The sequence below is a fragment of the Schauerella aestuarii genome (genome assembly GCF_009866805.1).
GTDB lineage: Bacteria > Pseudomonadota > Gammaproteobacteria > Burkholderiales > Burkholderiaceae_B > Schauerella > Schauerella aestuarii.
In genome coordinates this window covers 208,529-229,734 of the sequence record NZ_SIZW01000042.1, presented here as the reverse complement: position 1 = coordinate 229,734, position 21,206 = coordinate 208,529, and the positions used below count along the sequence as shown (strand labels likewise).

General features: G+C 63.2%; 18 protein-coding genes. 8 read left to right on the top strand and 10 right to left on the bottom strand.

Annotated elements, in window-relative coordinates; all coding sequences use genetic code 11:
• Positions 1 to 5: 5 nt before the first annotated feature.
• From recG to EYW45_RS16125, 3 genes are read right to left on the bottom strand one after another with little or no spacing between them, the layout of a single operon-like run.
• Positions 6 to 2,114, bottom strand: a complete 2,109-nt coding sequence (gene recG / locus EYW45_RS16135) for an ATP-dependent DNA helicase RecG (RefSeq protein ID WP_161136461.1) — start codon at positions 2,112 to 2,114, stop codon at positions 6 to 8.
• Between the two features lie 32 nt (positions 2,115 to 2,146).
• Positions 2,147 to 2,533: a Rid family detoxifying hydrolase gene (locus EYW45_RS16130; RefSeq protein WP_161136460.1), complete on the bottom strand. Its 387-nt coding sequence runs from the start codon at positions 2,531 to 2,533 to the stop codon at positions 2,147 to 2,149.
• A gap of 54 nt (positions 2,534 to 2,587) precedes the next feature.
• Positions 2,588 to 3,496 carry a LysR family transcriptional regulator gene (locus tag EYW45_RS16125; RefSeq protein ID WP_161136459.1) on the bottom strand — a complete coding sequence of 303 codons (909 nt, stop codon included), beginning with the start codon at positions 3,494 to 3,496 and terminating at the stop codon, positions 2,588 to 2,590.
• A 69-nt stretch (positions 3,497 to 3,565) separates the two neighbouring features.
• Here EYW45_RS16125 and EYW45_RS16120 point away from each other — a divergent pair, with 69 nt between their 5' ends.
• Genes EYW45_RS16120 through EYW45_RS16110 form a run of 3 tightly spaced genes read left to right on the top strand, consistent with a single transcriptional unit; the run spans position 3,566 to position 6,351 of the window.
• Complete coding sequence (locus EYW45_RS16120; protein WP_161136458.1) at positions 3,566 to 4,948, top strand: acyclic terpene utilization AtuA family protein; 1,383 nt, start codon at positions 3,566 to 3,568, stop codon at positions 4,946 to 4,948.
• A complete protein-coding gene (locus EYW45_RS16115) occupies positions 4,945 to 5,325 on the top strand; it encodes an AtuA-related protein (RefSeq protein ID WP_161136457.1) in 381 nt (126 codons plus the stop codon). The genes EYW45_RS16120 and EYW45_RS16115 overlap by 4 nt, the downstream gene beginning before the upstream one ends.
• A 54-nt stretch (positions 5,326 to 5,379) precedes the next feature.
• Positions 5,380 to 6,351: a Bug family tripartite tricarboxylate transporter substrate binding protein gene (locus EYW45_RS16110; RefSeq protein ID WP_161136456.1), complete on the top strand. Its 972-nt coding sequence runs from the start codon at positions 5,380 to 5,382 to the stop codon at positions 6,349 to 6,351.
• A gap of 172 nt (positions 6,352 to 6,523) precedes the next feature.
• Here the strand turns inward: EYW45_RS16110 and EYW45_RS16105 are convergent, their stop codons facing one another.
• Positions 6,524 to 7,300, bottom strand: a complete 777-nt coding sequence (locus tag EYW45_RS16105; RefSeq protein WP_161136455.1) for a ferredoxin--NADP reductase — start codon at positions 7,298 to 7,300, stop codon at positions 6,524 to 6,526.
• Positions 7,301 to 7,754: 454 nt separating this feature from the next.
• Between EYW45_RS16105 and EYW45_RS16100 the strand changes: the two genes are divergently transcribed.
• Genes EYW45_RS16100 through EYW45_RS16090 form a run of 3 tightly spaced genes read left to right on the top strand, consistent with a single transcriptional unit; the run spans position 7,755 to position 11,338 of the window.
• The gene (locus EYW45_RS16100) at positions 7,755 to 8,798 is read left to right on the top strand and encodes a Fe(3+) ABC transporter substrate-binding protein (RefSeq protein ID WP_161136454.1); all 1,044 of its coding nucleotides are present in this window, start codon (positions 7,755 to 7,757) and stop codon (positions 8,796 to 8,798) included.
• 60 nt (positions 8,799 to 8,858) lie between these two features.
• Complete coding sequence (locus EYW45_RS16095; protein WP_161136453.1) at positions 8,859 to 10,538, top strand: ABC transporter permease; 1,680 nt, start codon at positions 8,859 to 8,861, stop codon at positions 10,536 to 10,538.
• Between the two features lie 5 nt (positions 10,539 to 10,543).
• On the top strand, positions 10,544 to 11,338 hold the full coding sequence (locus EYW45_RS16090) for an ABC transporter ATP-binding protein (RefSeq protein ID WP_161136452.1): 795 nt from the start codon (positions 10,544 to 10,546) through the stop codon (positions 11,336 to 11,338).
• Positions 11,339 to 11,377: 39 nt separating this feature from the next.
• Here the strand turns inward: EYW45_RS16090 and EYW45_RS16085 are convergent, their stop codons facing one another.
• The gene (locus EYW45_RS16085; RefSeq protein ID WP_161136451.1) at positions 11,378 to 12,076 is read right to left on the bottom strand and encodes a pirin family protein; all 699 of its coding nucleotides are present in this window, start codon (positions 12,074 to 12,076) and stop codon (positions 11,378 to 11,380) included.
• A gap of 223 nt (positions 12,077 to 12,299) precedes the next feature.
• Between EYW45_RS16085 and EYW45_RS16080 the strand changes: the two genes are divergently transcribed.
• Positions 12,300 to 13,250 (top strand): LysR family transcriptional regulator, encoded by a 951-nt coding sequence (locus EYW45_RS16080; protein WP_161136450.1) that lies wholly within the window; start codon positions 12,300 to 12,302, stop codon positions 13,248 to 13,250.
• A 3-nt stretch (positions 13,251 to 13,253) separates the two neighbouring features.
• Here EYW45_RS16080 and ntrC read toward each other — a convergent pair whose 3' ends face one another.
• The 5 genes from ntrC to rdgB form a co-directional block, all read right to left on the bottom strand.
• Complete coding sequence (gene ntrC / locus EYW45_RS16075) at positions 13,254 to 14,696, bottom strand: nitrogen regulation protein NR(I) (protein WP_161136449.1); 1,443 nt, start codon at positions 14,694 to 14,696, stop codon at positions 13,254 to 13,256.
• Positions 14,693 to 15,754 (bottom strand): nitrogen regulation protein NR(II), encoded by a 1,062-nt coding sequence (gene glnL, locus EYW45_RS16070; RefSeq protein WP_161136448.1) that lies wholly within the window; start codon positions 15,752 to 15,754, stop codon positions 14,693 to 14,695. Before glnL ends, ntrC begins: the two co-directional genes overlap by 4 nt.
• Before the next feature lie 65 nt (positions 15,755 to 15,819).
• Positions 15,820 to 17,232 (bottom strand): type I glutamate--ammonia ligase, encoded by a 1,413-nt coding sequence (gene glnA / locus EYW45_RS16065; RefSeq protein WP_161136447.1) that lies wholly within the window; start codon positions 17,230 to 17,232, stop codon positions 15,820 to 15,822.
• Between the two features lie 179 nt (positions 17,233 to 17,411).
• A complete protein-coding gene (gene hemW, locus EYW45_RS16060) occupies positions 17,412 to 18,638 on the bottom strand; it encodes a radical SAM family heme chaperone HemW (protein WP_161136446.1) in 1,227 nt (408 codons plus the stop codon).
• 9 nt (positions 18,639 to 18,647) lie between these two features.
• Positions 18,648 to 19,271 carry an RdgB/HAM1 family non-canonical purine NTP pyrophosphatase gene (rdgB, locus tag EYW45_RS16055; RefSeq protein ID WP_161136445.1) on the bottom strand — a complete coding sequence of 208 codons (624 nt, stop codon included), beginning with the start codon at positions 19,269 to 19,271 and terminating at the stop codon, positions 18,648 to 18,650.
• A 99-nt stretch (positions 19,272 to 19,370) separates the two neighbouring features.
• Between rdgB and EYW45_RS16050 the strand changes: the two genes are divergently transcribed.
• On the top strand, positions 19,371 to 21,194 hold the full coding sequence (locus EYW45_RS16050) for an EAL domain-containing protein (protein ID WP_161136444.1): 1,824 nt from the start codon (positions 19,371 to 19,373) through the stop codon (positions 21,192 to 21,194).
• Positions 21,195 to 21,206 lie beyond the last annotated feature (12 nt).

The window sequence follows — 21,206 nt, the reverse complement described above, 5'->3', positions numbered from 1 at the left end:
AAGGATCAGGTTCGCAAAAAATCTTCTCGCCCACGCATCCAGCGCGCTAGATGGGCGTCGACGGCGGCAGGATGATGGGCACGCATATGGCCGGCGGCTTCGCGCGCGGCCTCGGCAATTTCGGTGTCGGTATTGAGGTCGGCAAAGCGCAACAGCGCCACGCCGGATTGCCGCTTGCCCAAAAACTCTCCAGGGCCGCGCAGTTCGAGATCGCGCCGGGCGATTTCGAAGCCATCGCCCGTTTCGAACATCGCGCGCAAGCGCTCGCGAGCAACCTGCGACAACGGCGACGCATACATCAAGACGCACACCGATTGGGCGGTACCGCGCCCGACCCGGCCGCGCAACTGATGCAGCTGCGCCAGGCCGAAGCGTTCGGCATGCTCGATCACCATGAGCGCCGCATTGGGCACATCCACGCCCACTTCGATCACGGTGGTCGCCACCAATACATCCACTTCGCCGGCACGAAAGGCGTTCATCACGGCCGCCTTTTCGCTGGACGACAGGCGACCGTGCACCAGGCCCACCCGCACATCGGGCAACTCGGCGCTCAGCGTGTCGAACGTATCTACCGCCGTCTGCAATTCGAGCGCTTCGCTTTCTTCCACCAGCGGGCACACCCAATAGGCCTGGCGTCCTTCGCGCACGCCCATGGCAATGCGCGCAATGACTTCCTCGCGGCGTGCATCGTTGACGAGCTTGGTGATCACCGGCGTGCGGCCCGGCGGTAGCGTGTCGATCACAGATACATCCAGATCGGCGAAAAACGTCATCGCCAACGTGCGCGGGATGGGGGTGGCGCTCATATTGAGCTGATGTGGAATGGCGATGCGATCCTCGCGTTCGCCCTTCTTGGTCAGCGACAGCCGCTGGCCGACGCCGAAGCGATGCTGCTCGTCGACGATCGCCAACCCCAGGCGCGCGAAGGTGACGGTGTCTTGAATCACGGCCTGCGTACCCACCAGCAGATGCACCTCGCCCGCGGCCACGGCAGCGGCCGTTTCCCGCTTCACGCGCGCGCTGAGACTGCCGCTCAACCAGGCGACCTTCACACCCAGCGGCGTGAGCCAACCCGAGAGTTTGACGTAGTGCTGCTCGGCAAGGATTTCCGTGGGGGCCATCAAGGCCGCTTGCGCATCGTTCTGGATCGCCTGCGCGGCGGCCAATGCCGCCACCACCGTTTTGCCGCTGCCCACGTCGCCTTGCAGCAACCGATGCATGGGATAGGCGCGGCCCAGGTCGTGCGCGATCTCGGCCACCACGCGCTCTTGCGCCGCGGTGAGCGCAAACGGCAAGGCGGCGAGCAACTGCGCCACGAGGCTTTTCCTGCCGCGCGGTGCAGGCAGCGGATCTGCCGATTTGAGCCGGCGGGCTGCCCGGGCAGCCGCCAGCGACAGTTGCTGCGCGAGCAGCTCGTCGAACTTGATGCGGCGCCATGCAGGATGATCGTGGGCGGTAAGCGTGTATTCGGCCACACCGGGCGGCGGCGCATGCAGAAACCCGATCGCCTCGGCGAATGGCATGAGCGCGTAGGTGTCGCGCACCTCGTCGGGCAAGGTATCCGAGAGATCACAGGACGCGAGCGCCTGGGCGATCGCGCGCCGCAACGCCGGCTGCGCAAGACCATCTGTGGTGGGATAGACGGGCGTCAGCGCTTCGGGCAACGCGCCCTCGGCCACCGTGATGCGCGGATGCACGATCTCGCGGCCGAATAATCCGCCGCGTATTTCACCGCGCGCGCGGATGCGCCGGCCCACCGCCACCTGCTTTTGCTGACTGGGATAGAAGTTGAGCCAGCGCAATTGCAGCTCACCCGTGTCGTCCGCAACGACGGCCGTGAGCTGCTTGCGCGGGCGATACGTCACATCCGACCGGATGATGTCGCCTTCGACCAGCGCCGAACGCCCGGGGATCAGCGTACGTATCGGCACCACCTGCGTTTCGTCCTCATAGCGCAGCGGCAAATGCAGAACGAAATCCTGCGGCGCGTAGAGGCCCAGGCGCTGGAACCGGCGCGCGGCGTCGCTGAGCGCCGGCTTGGCCGACGGTTTGGCCTGACGTGAGGCAGGCGCCCCCCGGCCACCCGCACGGGGCGCAGTCGCAGTGGTCACGAGATCGACAGCTTGGAAGGCATTGGCCGGGTCTAGAGTGCCAGGATGGCCTCGACCTCGAACTGCGCGTTCTTGGGCAGGCTGGCCACGCCGATGGTCGAACGTGCCGGGAAGGGCTCGGGAATCAGCTCGGCCATGATGGCGTTGGCGGCGGTGAACTTGCTCAGATCCGTGAGGAAAAGCGTGAGCTTGACGACCTGATGCAAGGTGCCGCCGGCGGCTTCGATCACGGCCTGCATATTGGCGAACGCCTGACGCACCTGCGCGTCGAAGTTCTCCGAGACGAGTTCACCCGTGCCCGGCTCCAGGCCGATCTGGCCGGAGAGGTACACCGTCTTGTTGGGAACGACTGCGACCGCCTGCGAGTACGGGCCCACGGCCGCGGGCGCCGAATCGGTATGGATGATTTGTTTATTCATGAACAGTCCTTGTTTGGAGGAAAAGGTCGCTATCGGAGTGTAAACACCAATAGCTCATAACGAAAGCGCATCCGCTGCGATCTTCGCACGTTCAGCCATCAGCATGGCATAGAGCGCGTCGGCAGCCGGCGGCAACGTGCGCCCGCGGCGTTTCACCAGGTAGAGCGAACGCGTCAATGCACGGCCGACCAGCGGCACGATCGCCAGGGTTGAACGCCGGAAGTGAAACAGAGTCATGGCGGGCACGATGCTCACGCCCATGCCGGCGGCCACCAGCCCGGTGACCGTCGCCAGATGCTCCACTTCCAGAACCGGCCGCAACGCCACGCCTTGCGTTGCGGCATCGAGATGCTGCCGCACGCTGCTGTGCCGTGCCATCTGGATCATGGGCCATTGCGCCACGTCGCTCAAACGCACCTGGGCCTTGGCCGCCAGCGGATGATCGGTCCGGCACACGACGTAAAAGCGGTCGGCATGCAAAAAGTCGCTGTCCAGATCCGTCATGTCGGCCCGGCGCGCCGCGACCGCGAAGTCGCTATCGCCCCGCACCACGCTATCCAGGCACGCATCCAGCAAGGCATCGTTGAGCGCCAGTTCGATGCCTGGATGCGCAGCAGTAAAGCGCGCCAGGATCGGCGGCAGCCACCCTGCGGCCAGCGAGGGCAATGCGGCGATGGCGACCCGCCCTCGCCGCTTGGCCACGTGGTCGTCAAGGTCGGCCATCGTCAACTCCATATCCACGAGCAGACGCCGCGCGGCCCCGTTGAGCACCTCGCCGGCCGAGGTGAGCGCGACGTGCCGGGTACTCCGATCGAAAAGCCGCGCACCGGCCGTTTCCTCCAATCCCTTGATCAGCGCGCTGAATGCCGGCTGGGTGAGGTGGCAGCGATGCGCGGCGCGCGTGAAATGCTTTTCGTCGGCCAAGGCCACGAAGGCGCGCAACTGCCGGGTGGAGATATTCATGGCTTATCTCTATCAATTGATTTTATTTTTCTATTTTACGTATGAGTGCACGCCGCCTACATTGCTCGCATGAGCCAGCCCTCTTCCTCGCAAGTTTCCAAGCCGCCGATGCATATCGGCTGCGCCAGCGGCTTCTCGGGCGATCGCACCGATGGCGCATCGGCCGTGGTCGATACCTTGATCGCCCTGGGCGGCGGAACCCTGATTTTTGAAACGCTCGCCGAGCGCACACTGGCGCTGGCGCAACTGGCGCGCAATGCCGATCCGGAGAGCGGCTACGAGCCCCTGCTGGACGCGTTGGTCGCGCCGATCCTGCAGCGCTGTCTCGATCACGGTGTGCGTATCGTGAGCAACTTCGGACAAGCCAATCCCCTGGGTGCCGCCCGGCGGATCGCCGCGCTCGCAGCTGAACAGGGCCTGCGCACGCCGCGCATTGCGATCGTGGCCGGCGACACCCTGACGGCACCGGAGCAATACACCCATCTGCGGGCGGCCTTCGGCCCGATGTTCGACGATATCGATCTCGTCAGCGCCAATGCCTATCTCGGCGCCGAGCAGATCGCGGATGCCCTGCGGGCGGGCGCGGATATCGTCGTGGCCGGCCGCGTGGCCGACCCCTCATTGACGGTGGGTCCTGCAATGGCGCATTTCGGTTGGGCCGCCGACAACTGGCCCCGCCTGGGTCAAGCCACCATGGCCGGCCACCTGCTGGAGTGCGGCACCCAGGTCACCGGCGGCTACTTCGCCATCCCGGGGTTGAAAGATGTGCCTGGATTGGAGAACACCGGCTTCCCCCTGTGCACGCTGCATGAGGACGGAACATTCGAGATCTTCAAGCCGCCCCATACCGGTGGGCGGGTGGATGCACGCATCGCAAAGGAACAATTGCTTTACGAAGTGCACGATCCTGCCCGCTATCTGACGCCCGATGTGATTGCGGATCTGAGCCAGGCGGTGATCGAAGAGATCGGACCCGACCGGGTGCGCGTGAGCGGCATCGATGGCCATCCTCGCCCGCAAAGCTTGAAGGTCAACGTGTGCCACCGCGGCGGATGGCTGGCGGAAGCCGAGATCTCCTATGCCGGCATTCAAGCCGAGGCGCGTGCCAGGCTCGCGGGCGATATCGTTCGCAAACGTCTCGATCCCGGCTTGCGCCTGCGCATCGATCTGATTGGCGCCTTGAGCATTCTGGCCGATGACGACGGCGCCTTGCAGAACGCGCGCGTGCCGGGCGATAGCCGCGACGTGCGGCTGCGTGTGGCAGCGGCGCATACCGATCGCACCCTGGCCGACACGGTATTGCGCGAAGTCACCGCCCTGTACTGTTGCGGCCCGGCGGGCGGCGGTGGCGTGCGCACGGCCTTGCGGCCGCGCCTGAACATGCTGTCGTGCACGATCGACCGCGATGCGGTGCCCGCCACCTGGACGTTTCTGGAGGACATTCCGACATGACCGCGGCGACCTATATCGATGTGCCGCTGTACCGGCTGGCGCACAGCCGCACCGGCGACAAAGGCGACATTTCAAACCTGAGTGTGATTGCCTGGCGTCCCGACTGCTATGAGATTCTGGTCGACGCGGTAACGGAATCGCGGGTGGCTGAGTGGTTCAGCGCGCGGCAGCCCTCGCGCGTCACGCGTTATCTTGTGCCGAGCCTGCATGCGATGAATCTCGTTCTCGAGGGCGTGCTCGATGGCGGTGTGAACGACGCGCTCAATCTCGATACCCACGGCAAGGGGCTCTCGTTCTGGCTGCTGGATATGCCGGTACGGGTGCCGGAGACGTTGGCCGCGACCTTGCCGGATATCGAGCCCCTCCCTACTTCCTGATTGCAAGCTTCTCGATTCAATACGCACCCCACAACAACAACGACGGAGACAAACATGACACGATTCTTTTTGAAAACGCTGTGCGCAACAGCGGTACTGGCTGCCCTGCCCGCCGCGCACGCCGCTGCAGCCGATTTCCCCACGAAACCCATTACGTTCATCGTGCCTTTCGCGGCCGGCAGTGCAACGGATCAGATCGCCCGGGCCATCGGCCAAGGAGTAAGTGAATCCGCCGGCCAAGCCGTCGTGATCGAAAACAAGCCCGGTGCCAGCGCCATGATCGGGGCGCAGAACGCAGCGCGCGCGCAACCCGACGGCTATACGGTGCTGATCACCACCAACACCACGCATGCGGCCAACGAACATTTGTACAAGTCGCTGGCCTACGATCCCGTCAAAGACTTTCAGCCCCTCACCTTGTTGGGTAAAGGCGGCCAGATCATGGTGGTCAATCCCGCCTTCCCAGCCAAAACGGTCAGTGAGTTTCTGGCTGCCGCCAAGAAAGACCCCGGCAAGCTGAGCTTCGGCAGCGGCAGCTCGAGCAGCCGCATCGCCGGCGAATTGCTGCAGCAGATGACCGGCATTCAATTGCTGCACGTGCCGTACAAGAGCAACCCCCTGGCCTTGACCGATCTGCTGGGCAACCAGATCTCGATGATGATCACGGATGCGGCGACCGGCCTGCCTCAAGTCAATTCCGGCAAATTGCGGGCACTGGGTGTGACCGGCACGGCGCGGTCGCCATTGGCGCCGGACGTGCCCACGATCGCCGAGTCGGGCGTACCAGGATACGAAATGGGCTACTGGTTTGCCGCGTATGCGCCGGCCGGTACGCCTCCCGAGGTCACGAAACGCTTGAACGCACTGCTGGTGGAAGCGACTGAAAAGCAGGCGGCCAAACAGTTCTACAAGCAAACCGGTACCGAGCCTGCAACGTCGACGCCCGAAGAACTGAAGACCTTCCAGCTGGCCGAGTCGAAGAAATGGGGCGAGATCATCAAGCGCGCAGGCATCCAGCCTGAGTAATGCACACCAAGTGTGTCGATTGACGGCTCGATTAGCCGGCGATCGATCGCTCACCGAGCGCCCATGAAAAAAGCACGCTGCCGAATGATCGGGCCAGCGTGCTTTTTGACCTGGGCGATGCGCCTGTTGGCGCCCCACCCTGCGCGGACTCGCCTCGCCGGGCGCGACCGATTTACTTGTCGACGAACGCGCGCTCGACAACGTAGTGACCCGGCTGGCCCACACCCTTGGAAACCTCAAAACCGCGGGCATCGAGCATGGCACTGATGTCGGCCAGCATGTGCGGGCTGCCGCAGATCATGGCGCGATCCGTTTCCGGATTCAGCGGCGGCAAACCGATATCCTCGAATACCTTGCCGCTCTCGACCAGCGTCGTGATGCGGCCCTGGTTGCGGAAGGCTTCACGGGTGACCGACGGGTAATAGATCAACTTGTTGCGCACCACATCGCCGAAGAACTCGTTGTTGGGCAATTCGTTTTCGATGTAGTCGGCATATGCCAGCTCACTCTGCCACCGCACGCCGTGCATCAATACGATCTTGTCGAAACGTTCATATACATCGGGATCTTTGATGATGCTCATGAACGGCGCCAGGCCGGTGCCGGTGCCGAACAGGTAGAGATGTTTGCCCGGGTGCAGATCATCTGCCACCAGCGTACCGACGGGCTTGCGGCTCACCAGAATCGTGTCGCCTTCCTTCAAGTGCTGCAGACGCGAGGTCAACGGACCGTCCTGCACCTTGATGCTGAGGAATTCGAGATTTTCTTCGTAGTTGGCGCTGGCGATACTGTACGCACGCAGCAACGGCTTGCCTTCCACTTCCAACCCGATCATGACGAAATGACCGTTATGGAAACGCAGCGCAGAGTCGCGCGTCGTCTTGAAGGAAAACAAGGTGTCGTTCCAGTGGTGCACGCTCAGTACGCGCTCGGTGTTGAAGGCAGCCATGGTGTTCAGTCAATTTAGGATGAGTCGATTTTACCCGATCCATTGATAGCAATTCTCATTGTCCGACGATACCTAGGGATGTTTTTCTCATATGCATATTGCCGCAAGGCATAAGCGACGCGGTCTGTCGGGCCGGATGGGCCGGATCGCCATACGCGGCGCGGCCTGCGGGATACCTCGGGTGCCGAAAAATGGACAGGAATGCGTCAGCCATCGTCGACAAAGGTAGCGATAACCTGTTGTTTTATAACGGCAACACGCCTCGATGACGTGCCGCAATGGCCGACAGGCCGCCTCGCAATCGCCGCCGATGCTCCGACCCATCAGCGCTTGGCGGGATCTCAGCGCCTCTGCCCGCCTGACAATAAGTTGAAAAGCCCGCAGCAATCCAGTATCGTCCGCGTCTCTGTTGATAATCATTTACGTTACCGATAGCCTGCTTGGAGACCGCCTGATGCAATCGCGCCCTTTTCTTCGTCCCTTGTTGAGTGCGCTGGCTTTGGCCGGCGGTCTGGTATCGATGGCGCCGGCCATGGCGGCCGAAGAGGTCAGCCTCTACACCACCCGCGAGCCCAAGCTGATTCAGCCGCTGCTGGATGCGTATACCAAGGAAAGCGGTGTGAAGGTCAACACCGTTTTCGTCAAGGACGGGCTGCTTGAACGTGTCAAAGCCGAAGGTGCGCAGTCGCCTGCCGACGTGTTGATGACGGTGGACGTGGGCAACCTGCTCGATCTGGTGGCAGGCGGCGTCACCCAGCCCGTCAGCTCGAAGACGCTCGAATCCGTAATCCCCGCCAACCTGCGCGGCACCGATGGCCAATGGTTTGCGCTGTCGCTGCGCGATCGCGTGCTGTACGTCGAGAAGGATTTGCCGCTCACCAGCTTCACCTATGAATCGCTGGCCGATCCGAAATGGAAAGGCAAGGTGTGCATCCGCGCCGGTCAACATCCTTACAACACCGCATTGATCGCTGCGATGATTGCGCACGACGGCGCCGAGAAAACCGAAAAGTGGTTGCGCGACGTCAAGGCCAATCTGGGCCGCAAGGCAACCGGCGGCGATCGCGACGTGGCCCGCGATATTCTGGGCGGCATTTGCGATATCGGTCTGGCCAACGCGTATTACGTCGGTCAAATGAAGAACGCCGAACCCGGCACCGATGCGCGTAAATGGGGCGATGCGATCAAGGTGATCCGCCCCACGTTCGCCAATGAAAAAAGCGGCGGCACGCATGTGAACATCAGTGGTGCGGCGGTAGCCAAGCATGCTCCGCATAAGGAAGGCGCGGTCAAGCTGCTCGAGTATCTGGTCTCCGAACCTGCCCAGGCGCTCTATGCCCAGGCCAATTACGAGTACCCGGTTCGCCGCGGCATCAAGCTGGATCCGGTGGTCGCCAGCTTCGGCGAGTTGAAGATCGATCCGCTCTCGGTGACCGAGATCGCCAAGCACCGCAAACAAGCCAGCGAACTGGTCGATAAGGTCGGCTTCGACAACTAAGCCGGCGTGAGGTCGCAGTAGTAAGGCGGCCCCCCGGCCGCCTTTTCGCATTCATCCCCCATGGCGCTTCTTCCCTCTTCCCGTCGCTGGTCTCTCACGCATCGCGCCGAGGGCGGTTGGGGCTGGCTGCTGGCCGCCGGCGCAATCGCCTTGTTGGTGGCGCTGCCGGTGATTGCCCTGGCTTACGCCGCCTTGGGCGGCACCGAAAGTCTTGCGCACTGGCTGCATCTGGCCCGTTTCGTCCTGCCCGACGCCGCACTCAACACGCTGGCATTGCTGGCAGGCGTGGGCGTGGTGGTCACGCTGCTCGGCACCGGCAGCGCGTGGCTGGTGACGGCGTTCGACTTCCCCAGCAAGCGGGTACTCACCTGGGCATTGCTGCTGCCGCTGGCCGTGCCTACCTACATCGTCGCCTTCGCTTACCTGGATCTGCTGCACCCGATCGGCCCCATCCAGACCGCCTTGCGCGCCGTACTGGGCTACGACAGCCCAAGGCAATTCCGCCTGCCGGATTTGCGCGCCCTGCCCGGCGCCATTTTTGTGCTCGGCGTGGTGCTCTATCCCTATGTGTACCTCAGCACACGCATGATGTTCATGACGCAGGCGGCCAATCTGCTGGAGGCCGCGCGCACGCTGGGCCACGGCAGGTTTGGTGTGTTCTTTCGCGTGATGCTGCCGTTGGCACGCCCGGCGGTCGCCGTGGGCGTCAGCCTGGCGCTGCTCGAAACGCTCAACGATATCGGCGCCTCCGAATTCCTGGGTGTACAAACGCTGACCGTATCCGTCTACACCACCTGGGTCACGCGCAGCGATCTCGCGGGCGCGGCACAAATCGCGCTCTCGATGCTCATCATCGTGGTGGCGCTCATTCTGTTCGAACGCCACGGCCGGCGTCGGCAACGTTATGCGAACACGCAACGGATGCGGCCCATGCAGCCTCGCCGTCTGCGCGGCGCGGCCGCCTTCGGCGCCATCGTGCTGGGCTGGATTCCAGTGGTGCTGGGCTTCGTGGCGCCGGCCGTGTATCTCATGGTCGAGACCGGCAAACGGCTGCACCTCGTCGGCGGCGTCTCGGCGCAGTTGCTGGCCAGCACGCGCAACACGCTCACGCTCGCCCTGGTGGCGACCGTGGTCACGTTGATCGCGGGGCTGATCGTTGCCTGGGCGGGCCGGCAGTTGCGTGAAAGCGCACGCGCGCAACCGGGCCGCCTGATGGCGCGCGTGGCGAGCCTGGGCTATGCCTTGCCGGGTACGGTGCTCGCGATCGGACTGCTCGCGCCGTTGACGCTGTTCGATCGTGCGTTGGCCGCCACCTTCGGCACCACGGGCCTGTTCTTGATGGGCTCTTCGCTCGCCCTGGTGATTGCCTACACCATGCGATTCCTGGCGATCTCCACCGGCGCCATCGAAGCCGGCCTTGCCCGCATTCCGGCATCGCTCGAACAAGCCTCACGATTGTTGGGCGAGCCCCCCGGGCGTACGCTATGGCGCGTGCATCTGCCACTATTACGGCCGGCACTTGCCACAGGCGCGTTGCTGGTGTTTGTGGATGCCATGAAAGAGTTGCCCGCCACGCTGCTGTTGCGCCCGATGAACTTCGACACCCTGGCCACGTGGTTGTATGCCGAAGCGGCGCGAGGCACATACGAAGAAGGCGCGGTAGCCGCGCTGATCATCGTGCTCGCCGGCCTGCTGCCCGTGGTGCTGCTGGCGCGCACGCAATTGAAAATAGGCCGTTGACACGCATGTCCGCTCAACTCGATCTCACACATCTCACGCTCGCCTACGACACGCCGCAAGGGCTGCGCACCGTCGTCGACGACATCACGCTCAGCCTGGATAGCGGCCACATCGGTTGCCTGCTGGGCGCATCGGGCTGCGGCAAGACCACGATCCTGCGCGCGATCGCCGGCTTCGAACCGGTGCGCAGCGGCGATATCTCGCTCGACGGCCAAGTGCTTTCCTCGGCCTACGTGCATCGCCCGCCCGAAACCCGGCGCGTGGGCATGATGTTCCAGGACTACGCCCTCTTTCCCCATCTCACCGTCGCGGAGAACGTGGGATTCGGGCTTCGCAAACTGACGCGCGACGCACGCCGCGCGCGCGTTGGCACATTGCTCGACATGGTGGGGTTGGGCGCGTCGGCCACCCACTATCCGCATGAATTGTCGGGCGGTCAGCAGCAACGCGTGGCGTTGGCGCGCGCCCTGGCGCCCGAGCCGGACCTGCTGCTGCTGGATGAACCGTTTTCCAATCTTGATGTGGACACGCGCGAACGACTGGCGTTCGAAGTGCGCGACATTCTGAAGGCGACCGGTCACACGGCCATTTTGGTCACCCACAACCAGGCCGAGGCGTTTGCCATCGCGGATCGCATCGGCGTCATGCAGAACGGCCATGTGGTGCAGTGGGATACGCCGTACAACCTGCATCATCATCCCGTCGATGCGTTCGTTGCGCAGTTCGTGCGCCGCGAACATCTGGCAGAACAACGCGCCCAGGCTTTGCAGCGTGGGCGCGTCGTGGCACCGGGCGAGTAGCAGGCCGCATGACGCGATCGCGCGTCGGCGGCCCAAGCCTCACGGCAGGTCGAACAACAGCACTTCTGCCTGACGGCCGTCCGAGAGCGTAACCATATCGGCATCTTCGATCGCCGCGGCATCGCCCGGGCCCAAGGCCTGACCGTTTACCGACACTTCACCGCGCGCGACATGCAACCAGGCGCGGCGGCCTGCGGCCAGCGTGTAGGTCGCCGACTCATCGCCATCGAAAAGACCCACATAAAACTGGGCATTCTGATGGATGCGGGCCGAACCCTCGGCGCCGTCAGGCGACGCCACCAGGCGGAAGCGGCCACGCTTCTCGACTTCCGGAAATCGCTTTTCTTCGTACTCAGGCTCGATGTTGGTGACATCCGGTTCAATCCAGATCTGCAGCAGATGCGTACCGGCATCCGGCTGCGGGTTGAATTCCGAATGCATCACGCCGCGGCCGGCGCTCATGCGTTGAATATCGCCCGGGCGGATGGTCGAGCCATTGCCCATGCTGTCTTCGTGCGCGACCGCGCCATCGAGCACGTAGGTGATGATTTCCATGTCGCGGTGCCCATGCTTGCCGAAGCCGCGGCCGGCAGCGATGCGGTCGTCGTTGATCACGCGCAGCGGACCGAAACCCATGTGATTGGCATCGTGGTAGTTAGCGAACGAAAAGGTATGAAAGCTATCGAGCCAACCATGGTTGGCGTGACCGCGTTCTTCACTGCGACGGAGGGTAATCATGGTGAAACTCCTTGGCTCAACGTTTGGCGCTTCTCGATGTGATCTGCGCAACTCATGTATGAGATTGTGGGCTTCCACGCCCCGCTTGCAGCACAATGCATTTCACGACATCATTCAATTTATTTGAACGACTGGCAATACGCTACGAGCCGGCAGGAACAACCGCCGCGCTCGGGCGGCGTGCCCTTAACCGACCCTGCACCCTCATCCTGCGAATGCTTCCATGAATGCCCTCACGCCCGACCTGCTGCTGATCATCGATGCGATTGCTCGTCATGGGAGCTTTGCCAAGGCAGCACGCGAGCTCGACCGTGTGCCCTCGGCCATCACTTACTCGGTGCGCCGTCTGGAGGAAAGCCTGGACGTACTGCTTTTCGATCGCAGCGGCCATCGGGCGCGACTCACGCCGGCCGGCGACGCCCTGCTGCAGGATGGGCGCCATATCCTGGAGGCCATGGATGCCTTGACGCGGCGGGTACAGCGCGTGGCCACGGGCTGGGAAGCCGAATTGCGCATCGCCGTAAGCGCCGTGCTGGATTGGCAACCGCTCTACACCCTGATCGACGACTTTCACGCCCTGAAGTGCGGCACCCGTTTGCGCTTCTCGGTGGAGGTGCTGAGCGGCAACTGGGATGCGCTGACCTCGGGCCGGGCCGATATCGTGATCGGGGCGGACGCCGGCATGGCGGCTACCGGCGACTATCGCACGCAGCCTCTGGGCATCTCGCCGTTTGTGTTTTGCGTGGCACCCCACCACCCGCTGGCGCAAGCCGCCGAGCCCTTGAGCAAAGCGGCCGTCCAGGCCCATTGCGCCATCGTCGTGGGCGACACGTCACGCTATATCGCGCCGCAGACGCGCGGATTGCTGCAAAGTCAGGACATGCTGATCATGCCCACCATGCAGGCGAAGATCGATGCGCAGATCAGGGGATTGGGGTGCGGCTATGTACCGCATGCATTGGCCGCGCCCTATCTCGCACAAGGGCTGCTGCTGGCACGTGAGACCGAATCCGGTCATCCACTGCCGGAAAACCTGGTGGTCGCGTGGAACAAGACCGCACGTGGCGAAGCGTTGAAATGGTGGTTGAAGCAGTTGACTGCGCCGCGTCTGCGCGCCGCGATGCTGGGCGAGCTGCGCGGCCGTTTGCCGCAGCAGCCCGAGACGCCGCCTTGATGCCTACTCGTCCTCGATACCCAGCTCGCGCAATTTGCGCGTGATCGTATTGCGACCGATGCCCAGGCGCGTCGCGGCTTCCACCCGGCGGCCGCGGCTGGCGTCCAACGCGCTTTGCAGCAAAATGCGCTCGAATTGTCGCGTCAAGGTTGCCATGATGGCCGGCTCGCCGCGATCCAGGCGATGTTGCGCATCGCGCAACAGGCCCTCGTGCCAATGCTCCTGCGCCGCCATCGTAGCCGGCGCATTGCGGATGGTGGTTTCGATCGGCGCGTGACCGCCCACCCGGATCTCCGGTGGCAGGTCGGCAGGTTCGACGATCTGCCCCGCCGCCATGACGGTCAACCAATGACAGAAATTTTCGAGTTGGCGCACGTTGCCCGGAAACTCGAAACCGCTCAAGGCCACCATCGCCTCATTGGTCAGACGCTTCACCGGCACGCCAAGCGATCGCGCGCTTTGCGTGAGAAAGTGCTGCGCAAGCGAGGGAATGTCCTCGGTGCGTTCGCGCAATGGCGGCAAGCGCAGGCGAATCACATTCAAGCGATGGAACAAGTCCTCGCGAAAGAGCCCCTGCTCCACCCGTTGCTCCAGCGGCTGGTGGGTGGCAGCCACGATGCGCACATCCACACGCACCGGTTGGGCACCGCCCACGCGATAGAAATTGCCCTCTGCCAGCACGCGCAGCAAGCGCGTCTGCAACTCGATCGGCATATCGCCGATCTCGTCCAGAAAGAGCGTGCCGCCATGCGCTTCTTCGAAACGCCCGCGGCGCAACGTATTGGCACCGGTGAAGGCACCGCGCTCGTGACCGAACAGCTCGGCTTCCAGCAGATCGCGCGGGATGGCGGCGGCGTTCAGCGCCACAAACGGCCCGGTATGGCGGGCGCCATGGCCGTGCAAGGCACGCGCCACAAGTTCCTTGCCGGTACCCGATTCGCCGGTGATCAACACCGTCACTTTCGACTGTGCCAAGCGCCCGATTGCCCGGAAGACTTCCTGCATCGCCGTGCTGGACGACTGCGTCATCATCCAGCGTTCGGACTCGGCCGCTTCGGGATCGGCGCGTTCGGTTTCCGGTGCTGCCGATTCCTGGACCGCACGCTGGATCAGCGCCACGGCCTCATTGACGTCGAAGGGCTTGGCCAGGTAGTCGAATGCACCGCCCTGAAAGGCGGATACGGTGCTATCCAGATCCGCAAAGGCGGTCATCACGATGACCGGCAATGCCGGGTGGCGCTCTTTCAACTGCCGCAGCAGATCCAGACCGCTTCCGCCAGGCATGCGGATATCGGACACCAGTGTGGCGGGCATGTCGGTTTGCAACGCATCGAGCACATCCTGAGCTTGCGAAAAGCTCCGCGTCGTGACGCCGGCGCGAGCCAGCGCCTTCTCGAGCACCCAACGGATGGCCTGATCGTCGTCGACGATCCAAACGGGTTTCATGCGGTCTCCATCGGAAGCACCAGGCGAAATTCGGTATGCCCGGGACGGGAATCGAATTCGATGATGCCGCCGTGCTGCTGGACAAAATCCTGGGCCAGGCTCAGGCCCAAGCCGGTGCCGCCGGCACGGCCGGTGACAAGGGGATGAAAGAGTCGATCGCGGATATCTTCGGGCACGCCCGGTCCGTTATCGATGATGGACAAGACGAGCGCCAGGCGGTGGCGGCGGTGCGCCAGCATCATCTGGCGCGCGACACGCGTGCGGAACGTGACCACGCCCGCGCTTTCTTCACCGGGCCGGCGCAACAGCACGAGTTCCTGCGCGGCATTGCGCGCGACGTTCAGCACCGCCTGCATCAAGCGCGCGGCGTCGCCCGGCACGTCGGGCACAGACGCATCGTAGTCGCGCACCAGGCGCACATCGCTACGAAACTCGGCTTGAATCAGCGCGCACACGCGCTCGCAGATCTCGTGAATATTCACCGGCCGCGCATTGAGCGGCACACGTTGTGGACCGATCAAACGGTCCACCAATGCCTGCAGGCGATCGGCTTCGGAAATGATGACCTGCGTGTATTCGGTCAGGCTGGCGTTGGGCAGTTCGGCTTCCAGCAATTGCGCCGCACCGCGCAATCCACCCAGGGGGTTTTTCACCTCATGCGCCAGGTTGCGCAGCAACTGACGATGGGTTTCGATCTCTTCGACGAGGCGGTGATTACGGTCGGCCAGAAGCCGTTGCTCGATTTCACGGGTCTCGATCAATACCGGCCATTTCTGGCCCGAAAGCGACACGGTGGTCACCGACACTTCGATTGGATCGGTACCGCGACGCAAGGTCGACGATTGACGCACATCGGCCACGGCGCCACGGGCGGCGCGTTCGATGGACGACGCTAATTCCTGGGGGTTATCGAACAGGCCTGAGGCGGGCTGTCCGCACATCTGCTTGCGAGAGCGGCCAAAAAGATCTTCGGCTGCTGCATTCACATGATCGACCTGACCTTGTTCGTTCAGCAGTAAAACAGCGGTGGCGAGAAGGTCGAGGGCGTCTACATTCATAAGTAAAACCGGGGCGGGATAGCGACACGGCGAGCCCGTCGCGAGCCCGCCCCTTCAAGCCGAAATTACAGGCTGTAGTACATGTCGAATTCGACCGGATGGGTCGTCATGCGCAAGCGCGTGACTTCCTGCATCTTGAGGTCGATATAGGCATCGATCATGTCGTTGCTGAACACGCCACCGCGGGTCAGGAACTCGCGATCCTTGTCCAGCGCGTCCAGGGCTTCGTCCAGCGAGGCGCAAACCGTCGGAATCTTCGCGTCTTCTTCGGGCGGCAGATCGTAGAGGTTCTTGTCGGCGGGATCGCCCGGATTGATCTTGTTCTGGACACCGTCCAGACCGGCCATCATCAGGGCCGAGAAAGCCAGGTACGGGTTGGCCAGGGGATCCGGGAAGCGCGTTTCGATACGGCGTGCCTTGGCGTTGGCCACGTAAGGAATGCGGATCGAGGCGGAACGGTTGCGGGCCGAATAAGCCAGCTTGACCGGGGCTTCGAAGTGCGGAACCAGACGCTTGTACGAGTTGGTGCCGGGGTTCGTGATCGCGTTCAGTGCACGGGCGTGCTTGATGATGCCGCCGATGTAATGCAGTGCGAACTCGGACAGGCCGGCGTAGCCGTTGCCCGCAAACAGGTTTTGACCGTCTTTCCAGATCGACTGGTGCACGTGCATGCCCGAACCGTTGTCGCCAACGATGGGCTTGGGCATGAACGTGGCCGTCTTGCCGTACACGTGAGCCACGTTGTGAATCACGTACTTCATGATCTGGTTCCAGTCGGCGCGCTGAACCAGCGTGCTGAACTTGGTGCCGATTTCGAGCTGGCCGGCGTTGGCCACTTCGTGGTGATGCACTTCGACGGGCACGCCCAGCTCTTCGAGCAACAGGCACATTTCCGAACGCATATCCTGGAACGAATCGACCGGGGGCACGGGGAAGTAGCCGCCCTTCACGCCCGGGCGGTGACCCAGGTTGCCGCCTTCGAATTCCAGCGCGCTGGACCAGCTGCCTTCTTCGGACTTGATCTTGACGAACGTGCCGGACATGTCGGTGCCCCAGGTCACGCCGTCAAACACGAAAAATTCGGGTTCCGGACCGAAATAGGCGGTGTCGCCCAGGCCGGAGGACTTCAAATAAGCTTCGGCGCGCTTGGCCAGCGAACGGGGGTCGCGGTCATAGCCCTTCAGATCCGACGGTTCCACGACGTCGCAAGTCATGATCATCGTCGCTTCTTCGCGGAACGGATCCAGCTTCGCGGTATCCAGATCGGGTACGAGCAGCATGTCGGACGCTTCGATACCCTTCCAGCCGGGAATCGACGAGCCGTCGAATGCTTGGCCGCTTTCGAGCTTGTCTTCGTCAACGGCGGTGGTCGGCACCGAAATGTGGTGTTCGCGACCGGCGGTATCGGTAAAACGGAAGTCAACGAATTTGACTTCTTGCTCAGCGATCTGCTTTAAAACGTCTTTCGGGCTTGCCATGTCATCTCCAAAAAAAGGTCGAGGGCACCGCCTCTCGATTGGCACAGGGGGTCAAAAGCAATATGTGTGCCAACTTTTGTCGAGGTGCTACCCTGCCTGAAACAGTGCTTAAGCACCATAATAGTGCAAAACATGATGCACGAACGCCCCACAACGGGGCGCGAGCGGTGCACCACGGTCTACAAAAAGAGCGCCTGGGTGTCGTTGAGAAACTGCCACCCCAGTGGCGTCGTCTGTAATCTGCCCGGATCGGGCGACATCAAGCCGCGCTTCACCCCTGCCTCCAATTGGTGCGCGATCTGCGCGACCGACAGGCCGGTATGGGTTTCGAAGAGCGGCGTGGGCACACCGTCTCGCAAACGCAGCGCGTTGAGCATGAACTCGAACGGCAAGGCGTCCGTCTGCACTTCGAGGTCTTCCCCGATATGCCGGCCATCCCCCGCCGCCACGCCGGCCATCCAGCTGTCCGGTTGCTTTACCCTCGCCTGCCGGATGATGCGGTCGTGAAATGACAATTTGCCGTGCGCCCCCGGTCCGAGCCCGAGATAGTCGCCAAACGTCCAGTAATTCATATTGTGGCGGCTGCGCGCACCGGGCCGGGCGTAGGCCGACACCTCGTAACGTTGCAAGCCGGCGCTTTCCGCCAGATCGGCGACCGCATCCTGCATGGCCGCGCCATCGTCGTCATCCGGCAAGGCCGCCGGGGGATATTTCGCGAAAACCGTGTTGGGTTCCATCGTCAGGTGATAGAGCGACAGATGTTCGGTACCGAACGACAACGCTTCGCGCACATCCTGGGTACAGGTTTCGAGGGTCTGGCCGGGCAAAGCAAACATGATGTCCAGATTGACCCGGGCAACCGCCTGCTGCGCCATTTCGATGGCCGCACGCGCCTGGGCCGCGTCATGGATGCGGCCCAGCGTTTTCAGGCGCACATCGTCGAAAGTCTGAATGCCCAACGAGAGCCGATTGATGCCACTCGCCGCGTAAGCCTTGAAACGGTCCGCTTCGGCGGTGCCCGGATTGGCTTCGAGCGTGACCTCGGCATCCGGGATCAGATTGAAATGCGCGCGCAGCATGCCCATGATCGTGTCGATCGTGGCGGCCGACAGCAGGCTCGGGGTGCCGCCCCCGATAAATACCGACATGACCTGGCGGCCCCAGATCAGCGGCAACGCCTGCTCGATATCGCCGCGCAAGGCTTCCAGGTACGCCGCTTCAGGCAGCGGCCCGGCCGGTGCCGCGTGCGAATTGAAGTCGCAATACGGGCACTTGCGAACGCACCAGGGCACATGCAGGTAGAGAGAAAGCGGCGGCAAAGCGGTCAGGCGACTGGCGCCGGCGCCCGAAGGCAAGCGGCGCGGCGGGGTCGCCCCCTCGCGCACGATGGGAATGGTGATGGCCATACTGCGGTATCAGACGGTCGTGGACAGCTTGTCCAGCAGATGCGCCAATGCACGGGCGCGATGACTGACCCGGTTTTTCTCGGCCGGCTCGAGCTCGGCGGCCGTGTGGCCGCGATCGGGCAAATAGAAATGCGCGTCGTATCCGAAACCATTGGAACCGCGCGGCGTATCGATGATTTCGCCGTGCCATACGCCCTCGCCGATCAACGGCTGGGGATCGTTCTCGCCGCGCACCAGCACCAGCACCGCCACATAGCGCGCCCGGCGATCGCTGACGCCTTCCAGATTGCGCACCAATAATTCGTTGTTGTCGGCGTCCGACTTGGGTCCGCCGGGCTGCTGCGCGTACCGCGCCGACAACACCCCGGGTGCCCCGCCCAGCGCTTCCACGCACAACCCCGAATCGTCAGACAGGGCCGGCAACCCCGTGATGCGGCTGGCATGACGCGCTTTCGTCAGCGCATTTTCGACGAACGTGACATACGGCTCTTCGGGCTCGGGCACGCCAAGCTCCGCCTGCGAAATGAGCTCGATGCCCAAAGGCGCGAAGAGCGCCGAAAATTCGCGCAGCTTGCCGGGGTTGTTGGACGCCAGCACCACGCGTACGAGAGAGTCTTCGGTATGTGTAGTCATCCTGGGATTGTATGCCGGAGAACATCCGATGTCGTGCCATGGAACTGTCACATTCGACTGAAAGAATCCAAGGTTTACAAAACCTACCGAGGGCTTCTCATGACTGCGTCTACGCGCATCGACGGCGGACCCGCGACGGCGCACGCTTCTTTTGCCAGTTCAGCCTGCAGCCTGACCGAAATCCTGGCCAAGCGTCAGCTCACCCCGCACTTCCAGGTGGTGTACGACATGATGCGAAACCGCGTCTACGGTCACGAAAGCCTGATTCGCGGACCGGACGACACGCTGCTGCGTACGCCCGACGCCCTGTTCAGCGAAGCCCGGCGTCAAGGCCTGCAACCGCAACTCGAACTGGCCAGCGCGCACGCCGCCGTCCAGGCGTTCGCGGCTCAGGAAGGGGCCGGCCACCTCTTCATCAACATGTCGGCTACGGCCATCGTCCATCACTGGCTGCAATGGCGCGACGAGATGCCCGCCCGCCTGTTCGGTGCGACCGGCTTGGATCCCGAGCGCATCGTGCTCGAGCTCACCGAAACGGATCCCGTGGTGCCGCACCTGCCAGTGCTCACGGAAGCGTTCGCCATGCTGCGCGCGTATGGCGTGCGTATCGCGCTGGACGACTATGGCGTGGGCCATTCCAGCCTGCAACTGTGGTCGGAAGTGCGGCCCGACCTCGTCAAGATCGACCGGTACTTCTTTCACGGCATCGCGACCGACGACCGGCGCCAGAAGATGGTGCGCGCAGTGCTCGCGGTGGCGCAGTGCTTTTCGACGGCAGTGATTGCCGAGGGCATCGAAACCGCGGAAGACCTGGCGTGCGTGCGCGATATGGGCATCCGCTACGCGCAAGGCTGGATGCTTGGACGACCCAACGCCAAGATCCAACCCCACATTCTCGATGCTGCTGCCCACACCCTGGCCACGCGCAAGGTAGGCCACGCCACCGATCGCGCCGGCACGGCCGCCAGCTTGCGGCTGGATGCGCCGGTGCTGCGGCCGGATCACACCAACGATGACGTGCACAAGCTTTTCGACGAGCACAAGGCATTGCATGCGGTGGCGATCGTGGACGATGCGAATTGTCCCGTCGGCATCATCAACCGCCGCGATTTCTCCGAACGCTACGCGCAACGCTACACGCGCGAGCTCTTCGGCCGCAACCCATGCGCCACGTTCATGAACACCGCACCCGTGCTTGTGGAGCTCAGCGTCTCGATCGATCAGTTGAGCCATGTGCTGATCTCAGAAGATCAGCGCTATCTGATGGACGGCTTCGTCATCACGCGCGACGGCGCCTACGACGGCCTCGGAACCGGCGAAGCGCTCGTGCGATCGGTGACCGAGATGCGTATCGAAGCCGCGCGCTACGCCAACCCGCTCACGTCTTTGCCCGGCAATATCCCGATCAGCCAACACATCGCCGCGCTGGTCGAACAAGGCAGCGACTTCGTCACCTGCTACGGCGATCTGAATAACTTCAAACCGTTCAACGACGTCTTCGGTTACTGGCGCGGCGACGACATGATCCTGCTGTGCGCCGAGGTGATCCGTGCCCATTGCGATCCGCAGCGCGACTTCGTCGGCCATGTAGGCGGTGACGATTTCGTCGTGCTGTTTCGCAGTCCGGACTGGCACGACCGGGCACAGCGCATCATTGCGGAATTCAACGCGCGGGCGATTGCGCTCTACGACGACGCCGGCCGCAGCAATGGCGGCATCGAAGCGGAGGACCGCTATGGCGTGCCGCGATTTTTCCCTTTCGTGACGATCGGCATCGGCGCCCTGCTCGTGCGTCCGGCCACATGCGGCCGGTTGCGCCCCGAAGACATCGCCTCGGCGGCCGCACACGTCAAGCACAAGGTCAAACACGGCAATCTATCGTTGGTGACCGAGCCCTACGTGGATCTGGCGCTGCTGACGTAACAGGGTGCGGGG

Bases quoted from the DNA above. Each gene is read 5' to 3' on its own strand.
- EYW45_RS16130 (WP_161136460.1), bottom strand. From the start codon at position 2,533: ATGAATAAACAAATCATCCATACCGATTCGGCGCCCGCGGCCGTGGGC.
- EYW45_RS16125 (WP_161136459.1), bottom strand. From the start codon at position 3,496: ATGAATATCTCCACCCGGCAGTTGCGCGCCTTCGTGGCCTTGGCCGAC.
- EYW45_RS16120 (WP_161136458.1), top strand. From the start codon at position 3,566: ATGAGCCAGCCCTCTTCCTCGCAAGTTTCCAAGCCGCCGATGCATATC.
- EYW45_RS16115 (WP_161136457.1), top strand. From the start codon at position 4,945: ATGACCGCGGCGACCTATATCGATGTGCCGCTGTACCGGCTGGCGCAC.
- EYW45_RS16110 (WP_161136456.1), top strand. From the start codon at position 5,380: ATGACACGATTCTTTTTGAAAACGCTGTGCGCAACAGCGGTACTGGCT.
- EYW45_RS16105 (WP_161136455.1), bottom strand. From the start codon at position 7,300: ATGGCTGCCTTCAACACCGAGCGCGTACTGAGCGTGCACCACTGGAAC.
- EYW45_RS16100 (WP_161136454.1), top strand. From the start codon at position 7,755: ATGCAATCGCGCCCTTTTCTTCGTCCCTTGTTGAGTGCGCTGGCTTTG.
- EYW45_RS16095 (WP_161136453.1), top strand. From the start codon at position 8,859: ATGGCGCTTCTTCCCTCTTCCCGTCGCTGGTCTCTCACGCATCGCGCC.
- EYW45_RS16090 (WP_161136452.1), top strand. From the start codon at position 10,544: ATGTCCGCTCAACTCGATCTCACACATCTCACGCTCGCCTACGACACG.
- EYW45_RS16085 (WP_161136451.1), bottom strand. From the start codon at position 12,076: ATGATTACCCTCCGTCGCAGTGAAGAACGCGGTCACGCCAACCATGGT.
- EYW45_RS16080 (WP_161136450.1), top strand. From the start codon at position 12,300: ATGAATGCCCTCACGCCCGACCTGCTGCTGATCATCGATGCGATTGCT.
- ntrC (WP_161136449.1), bottom strand. From the start codon at position 14,696: ATGAAACCCGTTTGGATCGTCGACGACGATCAGGCCATCCGTTGGGTG.
- glnL (WP_161136448.1), bottom strand. From the start codon at position 15,754: ATGAATGTAGACGCCCTCGACCTTCTCGCCACCGCTGTTTTACTGCTG.
- glnA (WP_161136447.1), bottom strand. From the start codon at position 17,232: ATGGCAAGCCCGAAAGACGTTTTAAAGCAGATCGCTGAGCAAGAAGTC.
- hemW (WP_161136446.1), bottom strand. From the start codon at position 18,638: ATGGCCATCACCATTCCCATCGTGCGCGAGGGGGCGACCCCGCCGCGC.
- rdgB (WP_161136445.1), bottom strand. From the start codon at position 19,271: ATGACTACACATACCGAAGACTCTCTCGTACGCGTGGTGCTGGCGTCC.
- EYW45_RS16050 (WP_161136444.1), top strand. From the start codon at position 19,371: ATGACTGCGTCTACGCGCATCGACGGCGGACCCGCGACGGCGCACGCT.